We start from the raw sequence: 25,808 nt of genomic DNA on the forward strand, positions 1-25,808 counted from the left end.
TTCAAGCTCCCTGGCTAATTTCTGATTTTTCTCTTCTACGTAATAGCGCTTGGTTAATTCAAGCAATTGTTCCATATTCCGTTGTTGGCTTCGGTTTCTTTTGGAAAGTTCCTCCAGTTTATCCCCAAGCTCTTCCCTGCTAATCTTTTCAGAGTATTCTTTCAATTCCTCAATTAAAGCTTCATTTTCCTCGAGACGTTTTTCATTTCTACCCAGCCTATTTCTTAATTCCTTTTTGTAGGATTTTTCCTCTAATTCTTTATTCTCTTTTTTAAGGCTTTCCTTAAGTTTTTCAGAATAATTCATCATAATTTCCTGCTGTTGCTTTTGCCTTTCCAGGAAAGCCTTAAGTTTCCTCCGTTCATTATAATCAAATGTTTTACTCTCTTTTTGTTTTTGGAAAAGTTCTTTCAACTCTTCTTCTGAATGTTCCATTTCTTTCAAAGACTTATCAAAGTTTTGAATAGATTGTCCCTGTTGCAGCAATTTTTTCTCTTCTATTTCTTCAATACTTCTTTTTCTAAAGCCAAAAACCTCACTACGACTACTTTTAAAACCATTTAGAACATCATTATCAAATACCTGAAAATAATAAAGGTAATTCACCCCTCTTTCAAGGTTCAGACTTCCCGGGAAAGTAAAGAGAAAATTAGCAAAAGATTCCCTGGAAACCGGTATGGATACCCGTTGTAGACTATCTTTATTATTTTCAGGATAATAAACCAGTTCCAGTTTATTTACAGCATAATCGTCTGAAACTTTGCCCGAGAAATAACTAATTCCATTATCAATACTATCAGTTTTTTTAATCACTTCAATGTCTGGAAACCGATCCTTGATAATTTCAATTTTATAGGAAACAGGTTCAAAATTCCTAATTTTAGCATTAGAAGAACTAAGGGAATAGTAAAAGGAAGAAAACAGCCTGGCTTGATGTGTGACCATCCCGGATTCGGGTTGTAAATTAATAACAGTATCGGGCAGAGTAAAATGAACTTTCTCAGTTCCCCGGGTTTTGATCTTCCAGCTAACCTGAGTGCCCTCCGGAATACGGGCATTTCCAGTACCAGAGATTGACTCATCTTTCTTTCCGATATAGTCGGGATAATCAAAAATCATCTCAAGATTTATAAGCGAAGGCACATTTATTACATCAAGTTTATAGAAGGCCGATGAAATGCCATTAGCACTAAGCCTAAATTCAATATCTTCCTGAGGTCTTTTAAAGGTATATTCAAAAACTCCGGGTTTCTTCTGTTTTAAAAGGTAAGACTCATTATTATAATTTACACTCACCCTTTCCGGTCTAAGCTCACCAATTGTCTTAACTATTAAGGTATAATCCCGGTTTTCATGAACTTCGAGATTTGGATTTTCTATTTGAAAATAAAAAGCTGCAGGCGGTTTAAATTCCAAGTTGTAATTCACCACCCGGCCATAAGAATCATAAAAAAAAGAAAAATTCCCACTAAGGATAACAGCTAAAAAAATAATGACCGGGAATGCTGCCCATTTCAAATACCTAAGGCTACTTTTAAAATTTATAGCAGAATTAAAAGGAATTGGATTGAGCTCCCTGGCTTTTTGATCTATTCCAGCAAGTAATAAATCTGATCTGTTTTCTGAATTTTTAAGTTGAAGCAGGTTCAATAATTTGTCTTTCACTTCGGGGAAATGTTTCCCTATAATCCTGGAGGCATCTTCTTCAGATAAAACCCTGGATAGCCTGAACAATTTGCTTAACGGAATAATGATAAAATAAATGAGAAGTCCTGTTTCAATAATAAGAAAAAGCCAGAAAAGCACTTTTCGTCCTGTGGTGTTAAGCCAGAAAAAATGTTCTATTGAAAGTATAAGGATAAAATATAGTAAGCCCACTGCGGTAAAAAGAATTATTCCTTTTAGCAGTTTATTTTTGTAATATTTTGATATAAAAGTACTTAGCTTAACTTTTACCTTCCAGTAATTTTCCATCGACAACTTCACTTTCAAGTTTAAAAATACAATTTTTATCCTTCTGAAGCAGAATGGATTGCAGGGATGTCCATTTTAAAAAATTATTCAACCTGCCCCCCAAGTGTTTAGGAATGCTGCCTAAAGCTTGTATCTTTGTTTTCAAAATTTAAATTATGAGTGCTAAAGTAAGGGTGCGTTTTGCACCAAGTCCTACGGGACCACTGCATATTGGCGGAGTTAGAACCGCTTTATATAACTATTTGTTTGCGAAAAAACATGACGGGGATTTTGTTCTTCGTATTGAAGATACAGATCAAAACCGATATGTAGACGGAGCAGAAAAATATATTATAGATGCCCTTAACTGGTGCAATATTCCTTTTGATGAAGGTCCCGGAAAAGAAGGAGATTTTGGTCCCTACCGCCAAAGTGAGCGTAAAGATATTTACCGTGATTATGCTAATAAACTGGTAGAATCCGGCTGGGCATATTATGCGTTTGATAAAGCCGAAACCCTGGATCAACACAGAAAAGACCACGAGGCTAAAGGCAAAACCTTTATTTACAATTGGCATAATCGCCAAAAGCTGGATAATTCGCTGTCTCTTTCTGAAGAAGAAGTAAAGTTAAGGCTTGCTAAAGGGGAAGATTATGTTATTAGGTTTAAATCTCCTGAAAGTGAAATTCTGAATTTGCAGGATGAGATAAGAGGTCAAATGGAGATCAATACTGAAATTCTTGATGATAAGGTGCTTTTTAAAAGTGATGGTATGCCAACCTATCACCTAGCTAATATTGTTGATGATCACCTGATGAAAATAACCCATGTTATTCGTGGGGAAGAATGGTTACCATCTTTAGCGCTTCACGTAATGCTTTACCGTGCATTTGGTTGGGAAGAACCTAAATTTGCTCATCTTCCACTAATTCTTAAACCACAAGGCAAAGGCAAACTCAGTAAACGCGATGGTGATAAACTAGGTTTTCCGGTATTTCCTTTGGAGTGGAAAGACCCAAAATCCGGAGAAATATCTGCCGGGTACCGGGAAGATGGATATTTCCCTGAAGCAGTTACCAATATGTTGGCATTTTTGGGATGGAACCCAGGTACCGAAGAAGAATTTTTTAATATCAAAGAATTAACCCAGGCCTTTGAACTAAGCCGTGTTCATAAAGGAGGTGCAAAGTTTGACCCTGAAAAAACAAAATGGTTTCAGCAACATTACCTTCAGGAAGCAGATAATACCTTTTTGGCGAAGGAATTTGAGAAATTATTACAGGAAAAAGAGATCAATGCCAATCCTAATTACATTCAAAAGGTTGTTGAAATCGTAAAAGAGCGAGCCACATTTGTAAAAGACCTTTGGGACCAGGGAGATTATTTTTTCATCTCCCCTACTTCCTACGATCCCAAAAACGCTAAAAAGGCGTGGAAAAATGATACTTCCGAAATAATGCAGGAACTAAGCGGGCTTCTGAAGAAACAGGAAGATTTTTCAGCCTCGGCGCTTCAGGAAAATGTAAAAGCCTGGATTGGTGAAAAGGAAATAAGCTTCGGAAAAGTTATGCAACCTTTCCGCCTTGCCCTTGTAGGCGCAATGCATGGAGCCGATCTTTTTGTTATTGCTGAAAGTATAGGGAAAGAAGAAACCCTAAAAAGAATTGAAAAAGCGATCTCAACTCTGGGATAATTTTTTTCTAATAAATTTTTAAAACCGGAAGAACATATTGATTCTTCCGGTTTTTTTTTGCCAGATTTTAAAAGGGATTATTTCATATCTTGAGGAAAATAAAAAACTCATTTTATGAACTATATTTTACTTCCCGTTTTGCTCGTAATAGGATTAGTGATTCTCTTTTCCGGTATATTTATCGTCAGGCAACAATCGGCAGCCATTATAGAACGCTTTGGAAAATTTCAACGTATAAGTAATTCCGGCTTACATTTAAAGATTCCTATTTTTGATAATATCGCCGGCAGGATCAATTTAAAAGTACAGCAACTCGATGTGCTCATTGAAACTAAAACTAAGGATAATGTATTTGTTAAGCTGAAGATATCTGTGCAGTTTCAGGTGGTGAGATCTAATGTTTACGATGCTTTTTATAAACTTGAAAGCCCTTCAGATCAAATTACCTCCTATGTATTTGATGTAGTTAGAGCTGAAGTTCCAAAAATGAGGCTCGATGATGTTTTTGAAAGAAAAGATGATATTGCCATAGCTGTGAACAGGGAACTCAACCAGGCGATGCAGGATTATGGTTACGACATCATTAAAACCCTTGTAACAGACATTGATCCCGATGTGGAGGTAAAGGCTGCCATGAACCGTATAAATGCAGCAGAACGCGATAAAGTGGCTGCAGAATACGTTGCTGAAGCTGATAGGATAAAGATCGTGGCTAAGGCACGAGCTGAAGCTGAAAGTAAACGCTTACAGGGTCAGGGAATCGCCGACCAAAGAAGGGAAATAGCCCGCGGACTTGAGGAAAGTGTAGATGTTTTAAATAACGTAGGGATAAATTCGCAGGAAGCTTCAGCTTTAATTGTGGTTACTCAGCATTATGATACTCTTCAGGCCATTGGTGAAGAAACCAACAGTAACCTTATCCTTTTGCCTAATTCTCCCCAGGCAGGTAGCGATATGCTCAATAATATGGTTGCATCATTTTCTGCCTCCAACCAAATTGGAGAAGCGATGAAAAAACAAAATGAGCAGCAGGAAAGAGATAAAAAAAGGGAAAGTACTACCAAAAAAAACAGGAAGAATAATAATGGTGATTTTAGAGATACTGAAGATCTTCAGGAATAAAAAAGCAACTGTGTAAATAAAGAAATGAGCTAAACGCATCTAATTTCATCTTACTCACACAGCTGCTAAGCAATATTTTATTTCTTCACCGTTGCGGTTACTCTTTTTAGTCCGGTTAGTTTTGTTACGGCTTTTAAGACAAGCGCTTTTTCCAGAATCGAACCAGCGATACTTCCCGCAATTGAAAGTGGGGAAATGCTTTTTTTAGCCTGTTCTATGCTAAGTTTGATTTCCTCTTTATCTATTTCGGTTTGGAGTTTTAATATCTTTAAATCTCTATCAATATCTTCAAAAGAATTATATACTCTCATAGGTTAGTCATTAAAGAAAATTCTGGAGAATTTCTGTAGCATCAGTTTTTCTATAGGCCTTTTTCCGAATACTAAAATTAGTATGAATAAAAGAATATAAAATCCTGCTACAATAAAATACCCTGCACTGGGTTGGCCAATAGCCTCGCTAATAGCGATAGCCACAGCAAACGAAAGCAGGAAAAAGGCTATTACTGTTATAGCACCCAAAATAAGGAAACGCACCAAAGAGGTGGCTCCACTCATCGCCTGCTTAAAGAACTTCAACTTATAATATTCAGAATTTGTATGAGCAAATGCCTGAAGATTCTGGTTTAATTCATTAAGACTGTTGGAAAGTTTTTCGAATGCCATAAAAAAGTTATACTACTGCCTTTTTAGTTTTAGTCTCATTATCCTTTTGAAGTTTAGAATTTTGTTTCCTCAATTCTTCCAGTTTAGATTCCATGGCAGAAAGTATATCATCGGCTTTATGGCTTGCAGAAGAAAGAGTTTCACCCAGGCGCTCTTCAAAATCCATTCGGGCTTTTTTAGCCTTATCAGTTAAATTTGAAGAAGTTTCGTTGTATTTTTTATTAAAACGTTCCTGAGCTTTTTCAGACTCACTTTTAATTCTTTTTCGGGTCTTCTCTCCACTCTCGGGAGCATACAATAACCCGATTCCTGCACCAATAGCGGCTCCTGTAATAAGGGCTAAAAGTGTATTTCCTGTATTTGCCATAATAGATTTTAGTTTAAATTAGTTATACTTCTTTCCAAAGATACAAGATGCAAAGCAGCACCGCTGTTAATAACCGGTTAATATGTTAATTTTCTTTACTAAAATATTCTTAAAGATAAATACTCATCTTATTTCTTCTTAGCCCAGGAATCGCGAAGACTTACGGTACGGTTAAATACAGGTTTTTCTTGCGTTGAATCCTTATCAACACAAAAATACCCGATACGTTGAAATTGAAATTTATCCTGAACTCCTGCATTTTTTAAACTAGGTTCGAGATAACCAGTAATAACCTTCAGTGATTCCGGGTTAATAAATTCAGTGAAATCCTTTTCTTTATCAGCATCTGGAGCTTCAACGCTAAACAACCTGTCATAAAGCCGTATTTCGGCTTCCAAAGCGTGCTTTACCGAAACCCAATGCAAAGTACCTTTTACTTTTCTAAGTGATTCCTCGGTGCCGCTACCGCTTTTACTTTTGGGATCATAGGTACAGTGAATTTCTGTAATATTTCCTTCAGAGTCTTTTACAACTTCTTCCCCTTTTATGATATATGCGTTTTTAAGCCTTACCTCTTTTCCAAGGCTTAACCTGAAAAATTTGCGGTTTGCACTTTCCTTAAAATCTTCTCTTTCAATGTAAATCTCACGAGAAAAAGGCACTTCTCTTGCACCAGCACTTTCATCTTCAGGATTATTTTCAGCGGTAAGAATCTCTTCCTTACCTTCAGGATAATTGGTAATCACAACTTTTACAGGGTTAAGAACACCCATAACTCTTGGAGCAATCATATTAAGATCTTCCCTGGCGTGAAATTCAAGATGGGCAACATCTATCATATTCTCCCTCTTTCCAACCCCAATGGAGTCGGCAAACTTCCTAATTGAGTTAGGAGTATAACCCCTACGTCTCAATCCGGAAATAGTAGGCATCCTCGGATCATCCCAGGATTTTACAATTCCTTTTTCCACCAGTTGCATCAGTTTTCTTTTACTAACCACGGTGTGACTTAAATTACGACGGGCAAATTCCCGTTGTTTAGGCTGCATTTGGCCAGGCTTGCTTACTTTTTCAACAAACCAGTTATAAAGTTCACGATGGGGAAGAAATTCCAACGTACAAAACGAATGTGAAACCCGTTCTATAAAATCACTTTCCCCGTGAGCCCAATCATACAACGGATAGATCATCCAGTCATTTCCGGTACGGTGATGGCTTTTATGTAAACATCTGTACATGACAGGATCTCTCATAATCATATTAGGAGAAGCCATATCTATCTTAGCTCTTAAAACGTGACCTTTTTCAGGAGTCTCACCATTTTTCATTTGCTCAAAAAGCTCCAGGTTTTCTTCTTTGGAACGATCGCGGTAAGGACTGTTTTTACCAGGTTCTGTAGGAGTTCCTTTTTGAGAAGCGATTTCTTCAGAAGTCTGGCTATCAACATAAGCATAACCATTCTTGATCATTTCTACCGCCCAGTCATACAACTGCTGAAAATAATCAGACGCATAACATTCTTCTGCCCATTTAAAACCTAACCAAAGAACATCTTCCTTTATAGCATCAACAAATTCCTGTTCTTCCTTAATCGGATTGGTATCATCAAAGCGCAAATTCACAGGAGCATTGTATTTCTCCCCTAACCCGAAATTTAAACAGATAGAAGAGGCATGCCCTATATGCAAATAACCATTAGGCTCGGGCGGAAACCTGAATTTTAAATCTTCTTTTGAATGTGTAGATCTTAGATCTTCTTCTATAATTTGCTCAATAAAATTGAGTGACTTTTTTGTTTCTGACATAATGGACTCTTTAAAGGCTCAAAATTACTTAAAATTAACCTGATTATAAGGTGCATTCTTTATTTTGATACCTATAACTTCGGTTGGACTTGTTATCTTTGAAAAAAAAATTAGAGTGGGAAAAATTAAACTAAAAAATATAAAAGTATTTGCCTATCATGGATGTTTGGATGAAGAGGGAAAAATTGGTAGCGACTACCGGATAGATCTAAGCGTAAAAGGAGACCTTTCTAATTCGGCTAAAACAGATTCTTTGGGTGATACTATAGATTACGTACATTTAAACCGAATTGTAAAAGAGGAAATGGCCAAACGTGCTAAACTTCTTGAAACAGTTGCTGAAAGAATTATAAACCGGATTCTTGATGAAATTATAATGGTTCAGGAAGTTAAGGTAGATGTTTCTAAAATAAATCCTCCAATTGGAGGGAATGTAGCGATGGTTACCGTTAGCAGAAGTAAATCACGTTAATTATTGGTTTTAGAACCTAAAAATTTTATTACATTTGCCAACCGATTAAAACGGCATCGTGGCCGAGTGGCTAGGCAGAGGTCTGCAAAACCTTGTACAGCGGTTCGAATCCGCTCGATGCCTCAAAAAGCTCCTTTTTTTAAGGAGCTTTTTTTATTTAAAAAATTCAGCTTTAAATAGTTTATTCTGAAAGACTATCTGCAGGATTAATCGTCTCTATCTGGTCGGTAATATTATTCACCTGACTAGGAAAAAGTCCCTGACTAATAAGTATTCCGCCAAAAATGATAAGCAATACGCTTATCCCCTTTTTCATAACGTAAATGCGGTTGGGAGTAAGTTTCCGGTTAAGTTTTTTTGCTAATAAGATCTTGAAAATATCCAGGATTAGGTAAGTAGCCAACACACTTCCAAAGAATACTAAAATACGGTTACCCTCCATATTGAGTTTGGGTCCGAATACAATGATGAGACCCAACCAAAAACCTAAAACACCAATATTTATAAAATTAAGCAGGAAACCTTTTACCGCCAGCCCCATATAGTCGCTTTTTTTGAGCTTACGTATCTCTGGAGTTTCATCTTCCTGTTGAAGCATTTTTTTAGTTTGCACAAAACTCATTACCCCGTAGGTAGCCAAAATAGCTCCTCCAAAAATAAATAGAGCAGGATCATCCTTAATACTGGCCAGCAATTTTGTAGTACTTAAATAGGCGATAAAAAGAAAGACTACATCGGCAATTATAACACCTAAATCGAAAGAGAAAGCTGCCCTAAAACCTTTGATAGCCGCGGTTTCCAGTAATACAAAAAAGACCGGTCCCAGTAAAAAAGCCAGAAAAATACCTAGGGGAATTGCAGCTAAGATGTCTTGAATCATACATTGGTAGTATTATACAAATGTCGGATTTTAGTTCTTTCTATTCACTTTTCCACCAAAAAGGGTGTCTTTATCAATAATTTCGGGGTTTCCGTAAACATTTACAGTACCGCCAGCTCTAACCTTTGCCTCAACTTTTTCAGAGGCATTTATATCGGCAACGCCCCCTGCACTAATACTTATATAAATATTTTGGGATTCCAGATAGCGTGCGTAATACTGGCCTCCAGCTCTTATTTTAATATTCTGGGATTCGGCCTTACCTTTTACCTCAATTTCTCCACCGTTGAGGCTTTTAACACGAAGATCTTTTACCTCAATCTTTGTGAAGATTTCAGCTCCTTCAGAAGCTTCCAGGCTAAGCTCTTCAGTTTTATAAGTCTCTGATAATTCTATAGAAGAGTTTTGCTTTGCATCTATCTTTTTAAGAAATTTAAAATAAAGGTCAACTTTCGTATTATCTTCTTTCCAGATATTATCAATATTCATCTTTACTTTTAAAACTCCATCTTCAACCTTAAATTGAACATCACCACGATTTTGCCCGGTAACAACAGCCCTGGTATCATCGGCATAATGCAAATTAAGCTTAAGACCATTGTATATTTTAACTTCTGAAAAACTTTCAAGCTGGTGGTTTATCTCTTTCTGGCCCAACAAAGTACCTGAAAAGAGAATGGCTAGAACCATTATTAAATTCTTCATCCTAAAAAGATTTAAATTAAGTTTCTTCTACTTCTTTTTTAGATCCTATAAGTTTAAAATCAAGATGTCTTTTAACTAGATCGGCATTTTTTACACTTACATAAACCTCATCTCCCAATTGATAGGTTTTTTTTGTTTTTCGACCTACTACCGCATAATTTTCTTCATCAAATTCATAGTGGTCGTCTCTTAGGTCACGCAGCCGTATCATTCCTTCACATTTATTCTGAATAATTTCTACGAAAATACCCCAGTCTGTTACACCAGAAATAACTCCCAGAAACTCTTCGTCCTTGTGATCCTGCATGAATTTCACCTGCATATATTTAATAGAATCCCGTTCTGCATTGGTTGCAAGGTTTTCCATTTCACTGCTATGATGACATTTTTCGTCATATTCATCCTCTTTTGCCGATGGTTGCTGGTCAAGGTATCTCTGCAATAACCTGTGAACCATAACATCGGGATATCTCCTAATTGGAGAGGTAAAATGGGTGTAATGAGAAAATGCCAAACCGTAATGGCCTATATTTTCGGTGCCGTAATAGGCCTTACTCATAGTACGAATTGTTAGGGTATCAACTAAATTTTGCTCTTTAGTACCCTGAACGCTTTCCAGTAAATTATTTAGTGAAGAACTAACAGATTTTTTGTCTTTAAGATTTAGTTTATGACCAAATTTCGCAACAAGGTTGCTTAAGGAAGCAAGTTTAGAATCATCTGGTTCGTCATGACAGCGATAAACAAAGGTTTTCTTTTCCTTCTGTTTTCCTATAAATTCAGCAACCTTTCGGTTAGCCAGCAACATAAATTCCTCGATAAGCTTATTGGCATCTTTGGAGGTTTTAAAGAAAACCCCTACTGGTTCATTCTCCTCATCAAGTTCGAATTTTACCTCTACTTTATCAAAAGAAATTGCACCTTCCCGCATTCGCTCAGCACGCATTTTTTTAGCAAAGCTATTCATAAGCTTAACAGCTTCAACAATCTCCTCTTTTACCGAATATGCATTTTCCTGAATAGAAATTTCTTTTGGAATATCTCCCGAACCGGTTTCAATTATATGCTGTGCCTCTTCATAAGCAAATCGCGCATCAGAATAAGTAACCGTTCTCCCAAACCATTCTTTTTTGATTTTAGTATTCTTATCGATTTCAAAAACTGCTGAAAAAGTATATTTTTCTTCATTTGGCCTAAGGGAACAGGCATTGTTGGAAAGTACTTCAGGCAACATGGGCACTACACGGTCTACCAAATAAACCGAAGTTGCTCTCTCATAGGCTTCTTCATCTAAAATATTTCCCGGTTGCACGTAATGGGAAACATCGGCAATGTGAATTCCAATTTCGTAATTACCATTTTCAAGTTTTCTAAAACTCAAAGCATCATCAAAATCCTTGGCATCTTCAGGGTCAATGGTAAAGGTTAAAACATCACGCATATCCCGTCGCTTGCTAATCTCTTCCTCTTTTATAGAAGTATCAATTTTATCGGCAAATTCTTCAACTTCAGGTGGAAAATCATGAGGCAAACCGTATTGGGCTAAAATGGAATGAATTTCGGTATGATGCTCGCCGGGTGTTCCCAGGACTTGCTTAATATTTCCAAAGGGAGAATCGGCTTTTTCAGGCCATTCTTCAATTTCAACAACCACTTTATCTCCATTCTGAGCTTTCCCGAGCTTGTTTTTTTGAACAAATACATCGGTATACATTTTTGGATCGTCTATAACCACGAAACCAAAATCTTTTTTAAGCTGAAGTACCCCGACAAATTCGGTGCGCTTACGGTTAAGAATTTTAGTTACTTCTCCTTCAGATTTTTTATTTCGCCTTCTGTTATAGATATATATTTCTACTTCGTCTCCGTTAAAAGCGGTATTCAGGTGATTAGGGGATATAAAAACATCATCATCAAGCTCCTCCACCACGACATAGGCGTAACCCTTAGTAGTCATATCAATAATTCCACGATAATAATCACGGTGATCATTAATTTTAAATTTCCCGCGATCTACTTCTTCAATCTGTTTTTTTGCTGCTAACTGAGAAAGTTTTTTAATGATCTGGTTCCTACTATTGGCATCATTAACTTCCAGTTTAGCTGCAATTTGTTTATAATTAAAAGCTTCACTTCCATTTTTTCGTAATATATCAATAATGCTCTTAGCAAGATTTCCAGGTACTTTAGGCGTATTTTTCTTCTTTTTATTCATGTGTATTATTAAAAATATAAAATTACAGCTTATAAATCACATGCATATCTTTTGAATGTAAAGTTTTGTTAAGGACAGATTAAGCAAGTATTTTAGAATTAATTAACTGATTTTTCTTACTGGGGGAAAACCACCATTTTTTGGATTTACAAATTATTTAGTTATAAGTATCTTAAAAGTTACTTAAATTTGATTTAACCTCAAAAGGGCTTTTAAAACCTAAATTTGATTTTTATAATGCTAGTTAATGAACAATCCAACCAAAATATCTCTTATGTTTTTCCTGATATTTATTATCGGGGTGTTGTTCTATATAAGTATTATTAATCATTCTCTCAACCAAAAGACTGAGATCGAAATTTATAATTTCTCCATTTCACAAAAAGAGATTTACACCAGTCTTACATACCAGGAATAAAATTCTAATTAAAATAAAAACCTGTTAAGCCTGGAAAAAAGGATTTTTCAATACTAGCACTTATTAAATGTAACTCATTTATATACAAGGTTTTGAAATAAAATTATATTCTTTACTTACCTTTTAAAATTAAACTTTTAAGTGGTTTTTAGCTTTTTATTCTAAAGCTTTCTAAAGGGCTATATTTTTTTAGCTCGAAAATTATTACCAGACAAAAAAGATTAGTTAAGATTTCAAAATGCAAATCTGTTTTTATAAGTAGTTAAGTTATTAACTATATATATTATTATCTTTTTTTTTCTTTTTCTAAAAATTAAAAATGGATGTTATTATTGTCTGTTAACTTGTAGAACAATTTTTAATGCTAAAATTTGATTTTTCAGTTAAGCCTTTTTGATAACATCTTGTTAACAGGTTTAAAATATTCTAAGTATCTGTAACTCTTACTATTTTATGATTTTGTTAACAAAGGTTAAAAAGAATATCTTAATTAAAAATGATGAAATTTAGCTAATTCAACTTTGTTCACAACCTGTTTTTGATTGCTCATAACTTGAGAAGAAATAACCTCGTTATAATTTGATTTCCTCGGGTTAAAATTGCTATTGAAATTTAAATTTTAATCTCCAAATAAGGTTCTCATATTCTCATCATAGGTTATTCACATATTCCTGTAAATATTAAAGCCTTGATTTTAAATACATATCAAAAAGTAATTAACAATTCATTTTGGAGAGGTTAACAAGCGGTTTTTTTATCTTTGTTTCCTCAAAACACACAACTATGAAAATTGCAATTGGAAATGATCACGCCGGAACCCAGTATAAGAAAAAGGTGGTAGACCTCCTTAAACAAAGGGGAATTGAAGTTATTAACTATGGCACCGATTCTGATGATAGTGTAGATTATCCAGATTTTATACATCCTGTTGCCGATGATGTTGAAAACAAGAAGGTAGACTTGGGAATTATTCTTTGCGGTAGTGGCAACGGAGCTAATATGACCGCTAATAAACATCAGGGAATACGATCTGCTCTTTGTTGGTCTGGTGAGATAGCAAAACTTGCACGACAACATAATAATGCTAACATTCTTAGCATACCTGCCAGGTTTGTTTCAGAAAATCAGGCCCTGGATATGGTAAAGATATTTCTTGAAACCGAATTTGAAGGAGGGCGTCATCAAAAAAGAATTGATAAAATTCCAGTTCAAAAGTAATATGTTTTTTTCCCGGTAAAATTTTAGCGATGTGGCTTCATTATAAAAATCACATCGCTAAAACCAGTTAAAGAATTCTGCTTAAAAATTAAAAACTTTGTTTTAAAATAGGAATCTATCTTAATAGCTCTCAATTTTTAATAACTTAAACAAATAATAAACCTCAATTTTGAAAATCCTAATCAAGACCTTTAAAGAACTCAGTCTAGATCAATTATATCAAATATTGCAACTTCGTTCTGAGGTATTTGTGGTTGAGCAAAATTGCGTTTACCAGGATATTGATGGTAAAGATGGAGAAGCATTACATATTTTGGGTTATAAAGATGAGATACTTGTAGCCTATACCCGCTGTTTTGAACAAGGGCTTTACTTCGAAGAAGCCGCAATTGGCCGTGTGATCGTTAAAGAAAATTACAGAAAATACGGTTTTGGACATGAAATTCTAGAAGCTTCAATAAAGGCTATTAAAGAGCGTTTTAAAACAACCAGAATAAAACTTTCAGCCCAGCAATATCTTATAGAATTTTATGAGTCTCATGGGTTTGCTACTACCGGGGAAGGCTATCTGGAAGATGGGATTCCACATATTGCGATGCTTAAAGAATAAATTACTTTAATATTTCTGAATATCGGCGGGTATTATTTAAAATCGCCAGGGATTCCATGATTTCAGGATTATGTTCAACATAGTGTTCATAAAGACCCTCTTTGTAGAAATATCGTTTGATTATTTCATCGGTTAACAAACTAACAATTTCCGGTTTTTTATCCTGAAGTTCTTCTTTTTTCAATTGATTAAGCCCTTCTGAAATATCTTTATAATTACTGATTATTTCCTTTTCATAACCCTCTTCCTTAGCTGCAATTAACACTTCCTCCAATTCTTTTTCTGTTCTTGTCTGGTAGTTGAAATCTATTTTTTCAAGGTAATCGCTGAAGTTTTTAAAATCATTTCCCGTAAAAATAAAATCTTCAGGGCTTTCAAGCTTATGCGTATAATAATAATCTGTTGCAAAATCAAAAATTGCATCTTCGATCAGGAGAGCGTTGGTAATGGCGCTGTATTCTGAGGTTTCCAGTTTCACATCCGGAAGAATTCCTCCTCCGTCAAAAACTTTCCTCCCATTGCGGGTCTTAAATTCATTGTAATCTTCAAATTTTACGGCCTCTCCTTTTTCGTCCCTGCTTCTATAATCCAAAGCCTGAATACATCTTCCACTGGGCGTATAATACCTGGAGATAGTTACTTTAAGTTGCGTTCCGTAAGCCAATTCCTTTGGGCGTTGTACCAGGCCTTTTCCAAAGCTTCGGGCACCCACCACTACTCCCCGGTCCAGATCCTGGATAGCACCTGCTACAATTTCACTAGCCGAGGCACTTCTACCATTAACGATCACCACTAAAGGAATTTGGGTATCCAAAGGTTCTTTTTGTGTAAAATATTGTTTGTTGTATTTATCTATAACAGATTTTGTGGTAGTAATTAACTCTCCTTTATGAAGAAATATATTGCTCACATTTATAGCTTCCCCCAGAAGTCCGCCTGGATTGCCTCTTAGATCCAGGATAATCTTTTCTGCACCCTGGTTCTTTAAATCTTTTAAGGCCCTGGAAGTTTCGGCAGAAGCCCTCGCATTAAATCGCGATAAAACAATATATCCGGTGTTATCTTCAAGAAGCTTATAGAATGGAACTGCTTTTAAATCTACAGACCCCCGCACCAAACTGGTGATTTTTGTTTCTCCCCGGCGGGTAAAGGTAATTTTAAGGCTTGAGTTTGCGGCGCCATTTAAAAGCTCTCTGGCATCTTCTTTAAAATCTGAAACTTTGATGTTTCCAATCTTAATTATTTTATCTCCGGCCTTTAAACCTGCTTTATCCGCAGGATAATCCTTATAAGGTTCAATAACTTTGATATACTCTGGCGTTGCTTTTACCAAAGTTCCAATCCCGGTGTATTCTCCGGAATTATTGATCTTGGCGGCTTCCACATCCTGTTCGTTCCAATAATTGGTATATGGATCCAGATCGGCCAACATAGCCTGTATCGCTGTGTCCATAAGTTCTGCAGGATTGGTCTCATCAACATAATTCATATTGATCTCTTTGAACAGCGTTGTGAAAATCTCTATCTGTTTGGCTATTTCAAAGAAATCTGATTTAAACCCAAGCGTACTGAAAATAAGTCCGGCACCCAATACCAGGATTCCGGCTTTTTTTATAAAACTCTTTTTCATTTTAAATTCTTTTAAGCGGGCCGGGGGAGATTCCCTTTATTCCTGTTTTTCCTTTTCAACAAAATTTTGAAGAAGCTTTATCATCGTTCTGTTCAAACTATCATAATCTGTTTTATCCCTGGAAATATAGATAAACATAAAGGCATAAGAACCCGGTATATTGTTGGTTACAAGATACTTATTTTTTCTGAAAGCTTCACGCATCAAGCGTTTAATCCTGTTGCGCCCGGGAGCGGTTTTAACCAGTTTTTTTGGTACAGAAACTCCTGTTTTTAATTGCGAATCATCTGAAGCTTTTATTGGAAGATAAATCATTTTTAAAGGAAATTTCTTCACCGACTTTCCTTCTATAAAAAGCTTTTCTATAAGTTTTTCACTTTTTAATTTATCCTGTTTTCCAAAACGCTCATCCATTCTCCAAAAGTAAGGATAGCTTTTAATCTGAATTACATGAACTAAAAATTATTTTCCATATAAAAAAAGCCCTTCGGATGTGAAGGGCTTTCAGGTAAGGTTTTAAGAGGAGTTTATTCTTTTTCAGCAGTCTCCGATGGATAAACATTATTCTCTCTATTTACATCTGCCATAAGTTTAGTATCATCAATTTCTATACTTTCAATCTCACTTAAGGGGCTATCTATACTGAGTTCATAAGTAGGATATGCCCAGGCCCAATCTTTCTCCTGAATCCAGTTTTCTGTTTCAGGCTCTTTTTCCCATCGCATCATCTGTAGTGGGATGTAATGGATTTGGTGATCTCCATTGGCAAATCTTATACTTAATTCAACCGGCATTGGCATTTCTCCAATTCTCTCCAAAGTGATTTTTGTTGAATTTTCATCTGCTTCTTCAACATTTTTAATAGCATAATCTATTTGATTGGTGGTTTGGGTCCAGTCCATTAAATACCAATCGAGTTCGGCACCGGAAACCTTTTCAGCAACACGAATAAAATCGTTTGGCGTTGGATGTTTAAATTTCCAATCCTGATAGTATCTTTTAAGTGTTTTATCTAAATTTTCTCTTCCAATTACGTAACCAAGTTGGGCAAGAAATACAGCTCCTTTAGAATAGGCTGTAGCACCGTAGGCCGCATTAAGTGAATAACGGTCGGCGTGGGTGGTTTGTGGTTGTTCTACCCCGGAATTTGCCAGCTGAAGATAGCCACGGTATGAACCGGTATGAGGATTCTCTGCATCTGTTTGCATAACGCGGTTCATTGCTTTGCTGGAAATAAAAGAGGTGAAACCTTCGTCCATCCATTCGTGCTTGCTTTCGTTGGTTGCCATTAAGTGCTGAAACCAGGCGTGAGCCATTTCATGAGCAGTTACCCCTACAAGGCTTTGAATACTTCTCTCACCTGTGATTAGGGTAAGCATAGCATATTCCATACCTCCGTCTCCTCCCTGGGCTACAGTGTATTGATCCCATGGGTATGGTCCAATTTTTTCGTTAAAAAACAACAATAATTCCTCGGTTTTAGATTGAAGTCTTTTCCAGTTTTCCTTAATTTCTTCATTGTCTTTGTAGAAAAAGTGAAGTTCGGTCCCGTCTTTGGCAATTCTTACATCATGAATATATTCAGGGTCTGCAGCCCAGGTAAAGTCGTGAACTTTAGGAGCTACAAAATGCCAGGTATGCGTATCACCTTTCGCATCAATTTCTTCTTCACTATAGCCGTGGCCTATTTCATCTGCATTTTGAAGATACCCTGTGGCAGCAACAGTGTAGTTTTTATCAATGGTTAATTTTACATCAAAATCACCCCAAACGCCGTGAAATTCCCTACCAATATATGGATCGGCATGCCAGCCTTGAAAATCGTATTCGGCTAATTTAGGATACCATTGAGACATAGAAAGAGCTACTCCTTCTGTGTTATTTCTTCCAGATCTCCGGATCTGCTCTGGTACCTGCCCTTTAAATTCCATTTTAAAAAGGCTTTTCTCTCCAGGAAGAATGGGTTCCTGGAGTTGCACCTCCAGTACGGTTCCAACTTCTTCGTAAGTAAGCTTTTTACCATTTTGCGTTAGGCTGGAAACCCTTAAAAATCCCTGTTGTTCAGGAGTTAATTTCGAAATTCGGTCGCCTACCCTGCGGTCAGGATCCTGAATAGTTCTGGAACGCACATCCATTTCACTCCCCGGTTGGAAAGCATTGAAAAATAGATGATAAAACACCTTGTTTAAGGTATCGGGAGAATTGTTGGTGTACTCTAGTTCCTGGGTTCCCGTATACAGGAAGTTTTCTACATTCATATCTACTTCCATCTTGTAGTCTGCGTGCTGTTGCCAATAACTGGTATTGTTTTGGGCTACCATGAATGAGGTTGCCAGTACAGTTAAACTTAGAAATATTTTTTTCATAAAATTGATTATTTGGTTTGTGATGCTAATATTAAGGCGTTATAAAGGTTTACCATTTTTCCTGAAACAGAAAGCGCATTGAATTTTTGTGTATTTCTGCCCTCTTCTCCTACTAAAACTGAGGTGGTGGTAGTAATTCCACTGTCCATAATGATTTGTTTAACCTGGGGAGCAGATAGTTTTGGATAAAATGAACGGATTATTGCAGCCACTCCCGAAACTGCTGGTGCAGCCATAGAAGTTCCCTGCATATATTCATATTCATCGTTAGGCGTCGTGGACCAGATCTTTGTTCCTGGCGCAAAAACATCTACATTAAGCTTACCGTAATTAGAAAACCCGGCTACCAACCTGGAACCATAATCAAAGTTAAGAGCTCCCACACTTAAAACATTATTGGAAATTTCCTGTGAATTCTCAGGTGTCTGGTCGTTCGGATAAACCCTTTTTTCATCAAGATTTATTCCCTCATTCCCTGCGGCATTTACGATAAGTACATCATTTTTTGCAGCATATTTTATCGCTTCCTCCACCCATTCAGGGTTTGGAGAAAAGTATTTACCAAAACTGGTATTTATAATTTTAGCGCCATTATCCACGGCATAACGAATCCCAAGAGCGATATCCTTATCATATTCGTCGCCATCTGGGACGGCTCTAACCACCATTATTTCCACATTATTGGCAATACCTTTTATTCCAATACTATTTTCCCGGTTTGCAGCAATAATTCCGGCTACGTGAGTTCCATGTTTTGCATCCTCTTTTTTAGGATCTGGACCGGCAACTTTATTATTTCCGTAATCAGTATCGGTGATATCGTAAGGATCATCACCTACCGGTGCTCTTCCGTTGAGATCAAGATTGAAGTGAGTATCAATTCTCCCTGCATAATATTCTATGGCTTCATCGAGTTCTTCCAAGGCCTCAGGAATGTTTTCATTAACATTATCCTGAATTTGAAGCAACATCGCTTTATATTGAGCTAATTGCTGATCTTCGGTTTCCAAAGCCCTCAACTCCTCATTGGTGTAATCTTCTTTTCCTAATTGCGAAGATACAGCCGAGTGGGCTGCTACCAGTTGTTTTTTTATCGCTTCATATTGGTTTTTATTCTGAAGAGTTTCATTGTATTCCTTTTCATATTCAGCTTTTGCTTCCTGGTAGTAAATATATTCAGCACGATCGGCAGTGCTTATTGAACTAGCCGGTTTTCCTTCATATTTAGGTTGAAGCCTTTTCATAATACGGGTATATTCCATGTTTTCCTCAACGGCATCGCCCAAAAAATTCCAACCGTGAATATCATCTACATAACCATTCTTATCATCATCTTTTCTATTGTTAGGAATTTCATCACGATTTACCCAAATTACACTACGTAAGTCTTCATGGTCAATATCCACCCCACTATCTAAAACTGCTACGATAACTTTTTTACCCTTATTGTTTTTAATAATTTCCTGGTAAGCGCGGTTTACGCTCATTCCAGGGATAGTATCGGCCATAAGATCTGCGCCGCCCCATCCTTTTAATTCGGTTTCAGAAAGATCTGTAATTTTTAATGGAATGGAATCAATATTGGCAATTGGCGTAGAGACTATTTTTGGTGCCGTACTGCTGCAACCTGTAATAATTACAGCACCTGCCATTACAAGTACCTGTTTTAAAAAAGGTATTTTCATAGTTTTTTAATGATTAAAAAGTTCGTTAAAAGTAAAAGTTTGATCCAGTCTTACACCTTTTTCGGTGTTTTTAAGACTAATTATCTCGTTATGAGCATCGTGTTCCAGGAAAAGGTAGAAATTTTCATCTGCAGCCTGCTTTAGAAATTTATCTTTTTCAGGCAGGGTTAGTAACGGGCGGGTATCGTAGCCCATCACGTAGGGCAGGGGAATATGCCCCGCTGTAGGAAGCAAATCGGCCATAAAAACCAGGGTTTTATCTTTATAAGTTATATGAGGAATCATCTGCTTATCGGTATGACCATCTACAAATAATACTCCAAAAGGCAGGTTTTCAGATTGTTTAAAGGTTTCTGTAGGTTTTCTTTCTAAGAAATGAAGCTGCCCGCTTTGCTCCATCGGAATTATATTTTCCTTTAAAAAGGAAGCCTTTTCCCTGGCATTGGGCTGGGTTGCCCAATGCCAGTGTTCTTTATTGCTCCAGAATCGGGCATTTTTAAATGCTGGTTCGTAACCTGTTCGGTCTTTATTCCATTTAATACTTCCTCCGCAATGATCAAAATGAAGGTGAGTCATAAAAACATCGGTGATATCATCTCGGTGAAAGCCGTGTTTTTTAAGGGATTTATCTATAGAGTGATCTCCCCAGCGGTAATAATAACTAAAGAATTTTTCGCTTTGCTTTTCCCCCATTCCGGTATCGATAAGGATTAGCTTCTCGCCGTCTTCAATTAAAAGGCATCGAGCAGCGATATCTATCATATTATTTTCATCGGCGGGATTTGTACGGTTCCAAAGGCTCTTGGGAACAACTCCAAACATGGCTCCTCCATCCAATTTAAAATTTCCGGCTTCTATAGGATATAATTTCATAATTGCTGATTTTTCCTCTGCAAATTACTAAAAGCATAATACATGTATAAACATTCGGGCAGAGAGGGAATATTTTTAACAGGAAATTCAGAAATCAGGAGAGATATAATACTTGTTCTCCAAGTAGAATATCATCGTTGTAATGAAAAGGCCGCTTCTGGCCTTCAGGATTAATAATCATCACAGGAAGAAAATCGGTGTTTTTATTTTGATGTTCCTTTACCCATTCCCTGGTAGTGGTATCTGCTTCTATTTTCTGTTTATTCTCCTGGTAATTGCCCGAAGATATTCTGCTGGACCAGGGTTCGAGTTCTGTCTTATCGGCGAACATCGAGGTGGCGTCTACCTTATCCAACAAGTCTACATCGGCGCCATTTTCATTTGGAGAAACCAGCACGATCTTGTTAGGAATAAAGAACGCATCATCGGCGAGTTGAGCAGCGAGAAGATTTATTTCACTATTTCCTGTAAGTGCGATAAATGTCCCTTTTTCAATCGCCCCGGCATCTTCCATTGTTTCTTCTTTGAGTATATTCCCATAAACCGTTTTAAAACCCTGGTTTTTAGCTTCGGCAACAAGTTCCCGATTCCCGTCTATGATTACTACTTCCTGGTCCTCTTTTAACTGGTTTGCAATAAAAAGACCAAGCGGATTTGCCCCTAAAATAATATATCCGGATCTTGATTCCTGGGTGATAAGCTCTCCCCGGCTTCTTAACCACTTTGTGGTCCAGGTTAACATAACCGGTACACTTAAGGTGGTGAATATCGCCATGAAAACAAGAATAGAAAAGATTTCTGAGGTTATAATCCCCATTTGTAAACCTATGCCTGCTATAATAATCTCTACAGCCCCCCGCCCATTCATACCGGTTCCCACTGTGATTCCCTCCCGCCAACCATTTCCACTCGGAAGATAAAATACGGCGGTTCCCAATATTTTTCCTATCATGGCTACCGCAGTAACCACCACAAGCATCCAGAGATCGGTTTGAAATACTTCTAAGGTCACATTGAATCCTGCTGAAACAAAGAAAATAGGAGCAAGGAATCCCACAGAAACATCGTGGAAAATATGATTGATATCTTTTGAGATCTGGCGTTGAAAAACTCCATCTCTTATAAATAAACCAGCCATAAAAGCACCCAGAATACTATGAAGCCCTGCAACTTCAGCAAGTTCAGAAAAACCTAAAACTATTATTAAAATAAGGGTAAAATGCAGGGTACGGCTGGTAATATTGGCTTTGTAGAGATATTTTCCCAATAATGGCAAAAGGTAAATCCCTGCAAGAGCGGTAAAAATGAAGAATAAGATAGCCTTTGCAGCCACCCAGGTTAGTCCTAAACTGTCTATACTTCCTGCATCAACATAACTAATTATTCCGGCAAAGATTACAAGGGCAAGAGTATCTGAAATTAGAGCTCCGGCCATTAATACATAGGCTATCCGGGTGTTGAGTAATTTAAGATCGACAAGAATACGGCTTTTGGTCGCGAGTGAGGTAACCCCAACCGCGATCGCTACAAAGATCGCCGCCATTTGTGTTCCTTCGAAGTAAAGAATGGTATAGTAACCCAACACAAAGGGTACAATAAACCCGCCAACTGCAGCCAATAATCCTGCCCAGGAGGCTTTACCAAGATCCCTGAAGTTAATTTCCATCCCAATGTAAACCATAAGAAGAATAATTCCCACCTCGGCTAAAACATTGATCATTTCTGAGGTTTCCAGAATACCAAATAGTGCTGGTCCAAGAAGAATACCTATTAAAAGCTCACCGAGAATAGCGGGATAACCAACTTTCTTAGCTAAAGAACCACCAATCCATGCGCTAGAAAGAATGATTAACAAATTGAGGATATTTAATTCTTCCATAGGTTTTGACTGTTTTATACGTAAACAGCTTACAAAATATTAATAATTTTCGAACTAAAATTCATAAATTCAACTTGATAGAGATTAAATACCGTTTTTTATTTAATAAATGAGAAAATTCATCAAAAACATTCTTAAATCGGGTTATTTTTGTAAATAGCAATATTCCGCTTAAATAAAAAAAGAATGTTAGAACTTGCAAGTCTTGTTATACTTGGAATTTTGGCCCAATGGTTGGCCTGGAAAATAAAAACCCCCGCAATTCTCCCCTTGATTCTTATAGGTCTTCTGGTAGGACCTGTTTCTACTTTTTTTACCGAAGATGGCACTAAGTGGTTGGAACCTATTTGGAATGGAAGTGAAGGTGTATTTCCAGGAGAAAGTTTGTTTTATTTTGTTTCCCTGGCTATTTCAATTATACTTTTTGAAGGCGGGTTAACCTTACGCAAAAGCGAAATTGGGAATATAGGTCCCGTAATTGTAAAATTAATTAGCGTGGGGACCCTGGTTACTTTCGTGGGAGCAGGGCTTGCAGCACATTTTATCTTTGGCTTGACCTGGCAGATATCCTTTCTTTTTTCTGCATTGATAATTGTCACCGGGCCTACAGTAATCTCTCCAATTTTAAGGAATATTCCACTTAAAAAACATATTTCGTCTATCCTGAAATGGGAGGGAATTCTTATAGATCCCATCGGTGCCCTTATTTCAGTATTGATGTTTGAATTTATCAGGGTGGAAGGTGGGCAGGATTTTACGATAACCGCCTTAACCGAATTTGGTAAAATACTGCTCTTTGGATTCACTTTTGGATTCACATTTGCCACTATCCTGGCTTTTCTTATTAAGAAAAATGTGATCCCGCATTATCTCTTAAACGTTTTTATCCTGGCAACAGTTCTTGGGGTTTTTGTGCTGGCAGATATTTTTGCCCATGAAAGCGGCTTACTCGCCGTGGTTATTATGGGAATGGTGATGGGAAACAAAAAACTCCCCAATATCAAGGAGCTTCTTTATTTTAAAGAATCTTTAAGTGTATTGCTTATTTCAATTCTTTTTATCCTGCTTGCAGCCAATATTGAAGTTGAGGAAATGTTATTGGTTTTCAACTGGCAATCTCTTATTCTCTTCGGAATAGTGGTGCTATTGGTTAGACCTTTAGGAGTAATTCTTAGTTCCATAGGCTCTGGCCTTAAAGTAAACGAGGTCTCCTTTATTAGTTGGGTTGGCCCACGTGGAATTGTAGCTGCGGGAATCGCTTCACTCTTTGGGCTGCGACTGGTGCGGGAAGGGATAGAAGATGCAGAATATATCACTCCCCTGGTATTTATGATTGTGCTCTTCTCAGTGCTTTTAAATGCAGCTACCGCCAGGTTTTTTGCTAAAATAGTGGGGGTATTCATTAAGGAATCTGAAGGAATTTTAATAATCGGGGCTTCTTCCATAGCAAGGTTAATAGGAGAATACCTACAAGAAAATAATCGACATGTGGTCTTGCTGGATAGTAACAGGGATAATGTAAAAAAGGCTAAAAACCTTGGAATTGATGCCATTGAAGGTAGTGTTTATGAAGATAATCTTCTTAACAATATCGAATTAAACGATATTGGTTATTTAATGGCTATGACAGGAAATAGTGATATTAACAAAACGGCTATTAATAAATTCAAGAAGCAGTTTGGGGAAAACGGTTCCTTTAGGGTAATCACTGCAGATGAAATGGCCAACCCTGAACTTAATCCTGAAGAAGGCTTGTTCTCTCATACTGATGATTATATCAAGCTTACAGAATTGGCTAGAAAATACCCTGAAATTCACGAAAAGGAGTTGAATAGTAAAGAGCATTATGAAGGCCTTATCGAAATCACAAAAAGCAGTCCTGATATACTTCCTGTGTTTGTAAAGAACAAAGAAGGCAAATTCACGATCATCCCTTCCAATAGTTCACAGGTGGAAATCGAGGAAGGCTTTAAACTTGTATATCTTGGAAAATTATTGGAAAATGTACAAAATCGCGAAAAAAAATCTGATGAGCCGGTAAACACATAAAATTTAATCTTACCGGAGAGGTGCAATTTTTAAACATAATGAAAAGTTAACCCGGGAAATCCGGAAAAATAATTTTACGAAAAATCCTGGATAAGTTGTCTCTGCAATAAAAGCTTACTCCTCTAATTCCCTTACCAGTTCATCGGTGATTTCCAGATTGTGATAAACATTCTGGACATCATCATCATCTTCAAATTTTTCAACCAGGTCCAGGATCTTTTTAGCATCCGCAACTGGAAGTTCCAGGGTATTCATAGGTAGGCGATGAATTTCTGAGGCCTTTGGCTCTATCTTGAGTTCTTCGAGCTTTGAAGACATTAAACCGAAATCGGTAAAATCAGTATAAACGCTGATGTGATCCTCTTCTTTTTCAATTTTGGTGGCTCCGCCTTCGATGAGCTCCAGCTCAAACTCCTCAAAATCCATTTCAATTTTATCACGTTCAATAATGAAAACCCCTTTTTTATCAAAAAGGAATTCCAGAGAACCATTAGTGCCCAGACTTCCCCCATTTTTTGAAAAAATAGACCTGACCGATGCTACGGTACGGTTGGTATTATCGGTAGTACACTCAATAAAGAAGGCAATTCCGTTTGGACCATAGCCTTCAAAAGTGACGAGTTCATAATTATCGGCATCAGCACCGCTGGCTTTTTTTATGGCGCGCTCAATAGTATCTTTGGGCATATTCACCCCTTTGGCATTGGAAATAGCATTTCTAAGCGCGGGATTAGCTTCGGGATCGGGGCCACCTCCGTCTTTTACGGCCACACTAATCTCTTTTATTGCCCGGGTAAACTCCTTGGCCCTCTTTTTATCCTGTGCACCCTTACGATGCTTAATATTCGCCCATTTACTATGTCCTGCCATTTCTCAGTATTATTTTGAAGAATTACAAAAATAAAAAATTGAGTAAAGAGAAAAAACCGGAGATTCAGAGCAAATAAAAAACCCCACAGGGAAATGTGGGGTTCGGGTTTTTTTAAAATTTTGTCCCGTCCTGAAATAGCGATACACTAAAACAATAGTGTAATGAAAAGATCAACAAAGACTGGGTATATAAGCGTACCCAAAAAGATTATTCTATTTCTTTTAAACTTCAAGTTGTCCAGGAAATTGAGTCCGGAGCGCTTGGAAGAACTGAAGCCTGTCATAAATATGGCATACAAGCTAAATCTACAGTGAGGGAATGGCTTAGGAAA

The 25,808-nt window shown here is 37.0% G+C and carries 22 protein-coding genes, 1 tRNA gene and 1 pseudogene; 9 read left to right on the plus strand and 15 right to left on the minus strand.

All coding sequences use genetic code 11. From position 1 onward, the window contains the following. Positions 1–1,974, minus strand: a pseudogene (locus VIM94_RS09250) (hypothetical protein); the annotation flags it as partial. A gap of 155 nt (positions 1,975–2,129) precedes the next feature. Between VIM94_RS09250 and gltX the strand changes: the two are divergent. Together gltX and VIM94_RS09260 are read left to right on the plus strand one after the other, a co-directional pair. Beyond that, positions 2,130–3,647: a glutamate--tRNA ligase gene (gene gltX, locus VIM94_RS09255; protein WP_332039013.1), complete on the plus strand. Its 1,518-nt coding sequence runs from the start codon at positions 2,130–2,132 to the stop codon at positions 3,645–3,647. A 114-nt stretch (positions 3,648–3,761) separates the two neighbouring features. Continuing rightward, positions 3,762–4,769 carry an SPFH domain-containing protein gene (locus tag VIM94_RS09260; RefSeq protein ID WP_332039014.1) on the plus strand — a complete coding sequence of 336 codons (1,008 nt, stop codon included), beginning with the start codon at positions 3,762–3,764 and terminating at the stop codon, positions 4,767–4,769. Positions 4,770–4,846: 77 nt separating this feature from the next. On the opposite strand, the gene VIM94_RS09265 is transcribed toward VIM94_RS09260, so the two are convergent. From VIM94_RS09265 to VIM94_RS09280, 4 genes are all read right to left on the minus strand, one after another. Then, positions 4,847–5,080 (minus strand): DUF6327 family protein, encoded by a 234-nt coding sequence (locus tag VIM94_RS09265; RefSeq protein WP_332039015.1) that lies wholly within the window; start codon positions 5,078–5,080, stop codon positions 4,847–4,849. 3 nt (positions 5,081–5,083) lie between these two features. Next, positions 5,084–5,434: a phage holin family protein gene (locus VIM94_RS09270; RefSeq protein WP_332039016.1), complete on the minus strand. Its 351-nt coding sequence runs from the start codon at positions 5,432–5,434 to the stop codon at positions 5,084–5,086. Between the two features lie 7 nt (positions 5,435–5,441). Further along, positions 5,442–5,801 carry a YtxH domain-containing protein gene (locus VIM94_RS09275; RefSeq protein WP_332039017.1) on the minus strand — a complete coding sequence of 120 codons (360 nt, stop codon included), beginning with the start codon at positions 5,799–5,801 and terminating at the stop codon, positions 5,442–5,444. Positions 5,802–5,929: 128 nt separating this feature from the next. Then, the gene (locus VIM94_RS09280; RefSeq protein WP_332039018.1) at positions 5,930–7,606 is read right to left on the minus strand and encodes a glutamine--tRNA ligase/YqeY domain fusion protein; all 1,677 of its coding nucleotides are present in this window, start codon (positions 7,604–7,606) and stop codon (positions 5,930–5,932) included. A gap of 115 nt (positions 7,607–7,721) precedes the next feature. On the opposite strand from VIM94_RS09280, the gene folB reads away from it, so the two are divergent. Both folB and VIM94_RS09290 read left to right on the plus strand, forming a co-directional pair. After that, complete coding sequence (folB, locus tag VIM94_RS09285) at positions 7,722–8,078, plus strand: dihydroneopterin aldolase (RefSeq protein WP_332039019.1); 357 nt, start codon at positions 7,722–7,724, stop codon at positions 8,076–8,078. Positions 8,079–8,130: 52 nt separating this feature from the next. Further along, positions 8,131–8,201, plus strand: a tRNA-Cys gene (locus VIM94_RS09290). A gap of 58 nt (positions 8,202–8,259) precedes the next feature. Here VIM94_RS09290 and VIM94_RS09295 read toward each other — a convergent pair. Genes VIM94_RS09295 through rnr form a run of 3 tightly spaced genes read right to left on the minus strand, consistent with a single transcriptional unit; the run spans position 8,260 to position 11,878 of the window. Continuing rightward, entirely contained in the window at positions 8,260–8,958 is a 699-nt protein-coding gene (locus VIM94_RS09295) for a LysE family translocator (RefSeq protein ID WP_332039020.1), read from the minus strand. Between the two features lie 30 nt (positions 8,959–8,988). Next, positions 8,989–9,663 (minus strand): head GIN domain-containing protein, encoded by a 675-nt coding sequence (locus tag VIM94_RS09300; protein WP_332039021.1) that lies wholly within the window; start codon positions 9,661–9,663, stop codon positions 8,989–8,991. 16 nt (positions 9,664–9,679) lie between these two features. Next, positions 9,680–11,878: a ribonuclease R gene (gene rnr / locus VIM94_RS09305; protein ID WP_332039022.1), complete on the minus strand. Its 2,199-nt coding sequence runs from the start codon at positions 11,876–11,878 to the stop codon at positions 9,680–9,682. A 274-nt stretch (positions 11,879–12,152) separates the two neighbouring features. Between rnr and VIM94_RS09310 the strand changes: the two genes are divergently transcribed. The 3 genes from VIM94_RS09310 (at position 12,153) to VIM94_RS09320 (ending at position 14,124) form a co-directional block, all read left to right on the plus strand. Next, entirely contained in the window at positions 12,153–12,296 is a 144-nt protein-coding gene (locus VIM94_RS09310) for a hypothetical protein (RefSeq protein ID WP_332039023.1), read from the plus strand. Positions 12,297–13,079: 783 nt separating this feature from the next. After that, complete coding sequence (gene rpiB / locus VIM94_RS09315) at positions 13,080–13,514, plus strand: ribose 5-phosphate isomerase B (RefSeq protein WP_332039024.1); 435 nt, start codon at positions 13,080–13,082, stop codon at positions 13,512–13,514. A gap of 169 nt (positions 13,515–13,683) precedes the next feature. Continuing rightward, a complete protein-coding gene (locus VIM94_RS09320; RefSeq protein WP_332039025.1) occupies positions 13,684–14,124 on the plus strand; it encodes a GNAT family N-acetyltransferase in 441 nt (146 codons plus the stop codon). A gap of 1 nt (position 14,125) precedes the next feature. Here VIM94_RS09320 and VIM94_RS09325 read toward each other — a convergent pair whose 3' ends face one another. The 6 genes from VIM94_RS09325 to VIM94_RS09350 all read right to left on the minus strand — a co-directional run bounded on the left by VIM94_RS09325 (position 14,126) and on the right by VIM94_RS09350 (position 22,557). Then, complete coding sequence (locus tag VIM94_RS09325) at positions 14,126–15,754, minus strand: S41 family peptidase (protein ID WP_332039026.1); 1,629 nt, start codon at positions 15,752–15,754, stop codon at positions 14,126–14,128. A 36-nt stretch (positions 15,755–15,790) separates the two neighbouring features. Continuing rightward, the gene (gene rnpA, locus VIM94_RS09330; RefSeq protein WP_332039027.1) at positions 15,791–16,168 is read right to left on the minus strand and encodes a ribonuclease P protein component; all 378 of its coding nucleotides are present in this window, start codon (positions 16,166–16,168) and stop codon (positions 15,791–15,793) included. A gap of 113 nt (positions 16,169–16,281) precedes the next feature. Continuing rightward, complete coding sequence (locus VIM94_RS09335) at positions 16,282–18,120, minus strand: M1 family metallopeptidase (RefSeq protein WP_332039028.1); 1,839 nt, start codon at positions 18,118–18,120, stop codon at positions 16,282–16,284. A gap of 8 nt (positions 18,121–18,128) precedes the next feature. After that, positions 18,129–19,805, minus strand: coding sequence for a S8 family peptidase (locus tag VIM94_RS09340; RefSeq protein WP_332039029.1), 1,677 nt, complete (start codon positions 19,803–19,805; stop codon positions 18,129–18,131). Positions 19,806–19,811: 6 nt separating this feature from the next. Further along, the gene (locus tag VIM94_RS09345) at positions 19,812–20,678 is read right to left on the minus strand and encodes an MBL fold metallo-hydrolase (RefSeq protein WP_332039030.1); all 867 of its coding nucleotides are present in this window, start codon (positions 20,676–20,678) and stop codon (positions 19,812–19,814) included. Positions 20,679–20,772: 94 nt separating this feature from the next. Next, the gene (locus VIM94_RS09350; RefSeq protein WP_332039031.1) at positions 20,773–22,557 is read right to left on the minus strand and encodes a cation:proton antiporter; all 1,785 of its coding nucleotides are present in this window, start codon (positions 22,555–22,557) and stop codon (positions 20,773–20,775) included. Positions 22,558–22,743: 186 nt separating this feature from the next. Between VIM94_RS09350 and VIM94_RS09355 the strand changes: the two genes are divergently transcribed. Further along, positions 22,744–24,606: a sodium:proton antiporter gene (locus VIM94_RS09355; protein WP_332039032.1), complete on the plus strand. Its 1,863-nt coding sequence runs from the start codon at positions 22,744–22,746 to the stop codon at positions 24,604–24,606. 114 nt (positions 24,607–24,720) lie between these two features. Here VIM94_RS09355 and VIM94_RS09360 read toward each other — a convergent pair whose 3' ends face one another. Then, complete coding sequence (locus tag VIM94_RS09360) at positions 24,721–25,476, minus strand: YebC/PmpR family DNA-binding transcriptional regulator (protein WP_332039033.1); 756 nt, start codon at positions 25,474–25,476, stop codon at positions 24,721–24,723. Between the two features lie 215 nt (positions 25,477–25,691). Between VIM94_RS09360 and VIM94_RS09365 the strand changes: the two genes are divergently transcribed. Then, on the plus strand, positions 25,692–25,808 hold a 117-nt coding region (locus VIM94_RS09365), incomplete at its 3' end, for a helix-turn-helix domain-containing protein (protein WP_414707173.1).

It is taken from the genome of Salegentibacter sp., from assembly GCF_036568425.1.
In the GTDB taxonomy this organism is placed as follows: Bacteria; Bacteroidota; Bacteroidia; order Flavobacteriales; family Flavobacteriaceae; genus Salegentibacter.

What these genes read in the sequence shown, in the direction of transcription:
- rpiB (WP_332039024.1), top strand. Translation starts at nt 13,080, where the DNA reads ATGAAAATTGCAATTGGAAATGATCACGCCGGAACCCAGTATAAGAAA.
- VIM94_RS09345 (WP_332039030.1), bottom strand. Translation starts at nt 20,678, where the DNA reads ATGAAATTATATCCTATAGAAGCCGGAAATTTTAAATTGGATGGAGGA.
- VIM94_RS09280 (WP_332039018.1), bottom strand. Translation starts at nt 7,606, where the DNA reads ATGTCAGAAACAAAAAAGTCACTCAATTTTATTGAGCAAATTATAGAA.
- VIM94_RS09275 (WP_332039017.1), bottom strand. Translation starts at nt 5,801, where the DNA reads ATGGCAAATACAGGAAATACACTTTTAGCCCTTATTACAGGAGCCGCT.
- VIM94_RS09300 (WP_332039021.1), bottom strand. Translation starts at nt 9,663, where the DNA reads ATGAAGAATTTAATAATGGTTCTAGCCATTCTCTTTTCAGGTACTTTG.
- rnr (WP_332039022.1), bottom strand. Translation starts at nt 11,878, where the DNA reads ATGAATAAAAAGAAGAAAAATACGCCTAAAGTACCTGGAAATCTTGCT.
- VIM94_RS09340 (WP_332039029.1), bottom strand. Translation starts at nt 19,805, where the DNA reads ATGAAAATACCTTTTTTAAAACAGGTACTTGTAATGGCAGGTGCTGTA.
- VIM94_RS09325 (WP_332039026.1), bottom strand. Translation starts at nt 15,754, where the DNA reads ATGAAAAAGAGTTTTATAAAAAAAGCCGGAATCCTGGTATTGGGTGCC.
- VIM94_RS09350 (WP_332039031.1), bottom strand. Translation starts at nt 22,557, where the DNA reads ATGGAAGAATTAAATATCCTCAATTTGTTAATCATTCTTTCTAGCGCA.
- VIM94_RS09310 (WP_332039023.1), top strand. Translation starts at nt 12,153, where the DNA reads ATGTTTTTCCTGATATTTATTATCGGGGTGTTGTTCTATATAAGTATT.
- gltX (WP_332039013.1), top strand. Translation starts at nt 2,130, where the DNA reads ATGAGTGCTAAAGTAAGGGTGCGTTTTGCACCAAGTCCTACGGGACCA.
- VIM94_RS09295 (WP_332039020.1), bottom strand. Translation starts at nt 8,958, where the DNA reads ATGATTCAAGACATCTTAGCTGCAATTCCCCTAGGTATTTTTCTGGCT.
- VIM94_RS09360 (WP_332039033.1), bottom strand. Translation starts at nt 25,476, where the DNA reads ATGGCAGGACATAGTAAATGGGCGAATATTAAGCATCGTAAGGGTGCA.
- VIM94_RS09355 (WP_332039032.1), top strand. Translation starts at nt 22,744, where the DNA reads ATGTTAGAACTTGCAAGTCTTGTTATACTTGGAATTTTGGCCCAATGG.
- VIM94_RS09260 (WP_332039014.1), top strand. Translation starts at nt 3,762, where the DNA reads ATGAACTATATTTTACTTCCCGTTTTGCTCGTAATAGGATTAGTGATT.
- VIM94_RS09265 (WP_332039015.1), bottom strand. Translation starts at nt 5,080, where the DNA reads ATGAGAGTATATAATTCTTTTGAAGATATTGATAGAGATTTAAAGATA.
- VIM94_RS09270 (WP_332039016.1), bottom strand. Translation starts at nt 5,434, where the DNA reads ATGGCATTCGAAAAACTTTCCAACAGTCTTAATGAATTAAACCAGAAT.
- VIM94_RS09335 (WP_332039028.1), bottom strand. Translation starts at nt 18,120, where the DNA reads ATGAAAAAAATATTTCTAAGTTTAACTGTACTGGCAACCTCATTCATG.
- rnpA (WP_332039027.1), bottom strand. Translation starts at nt 16,168, where the DNA reads ATGGATGAGCGTTTTGGAAAACAGGATAAATTAAAAAGTGAAAAACTT.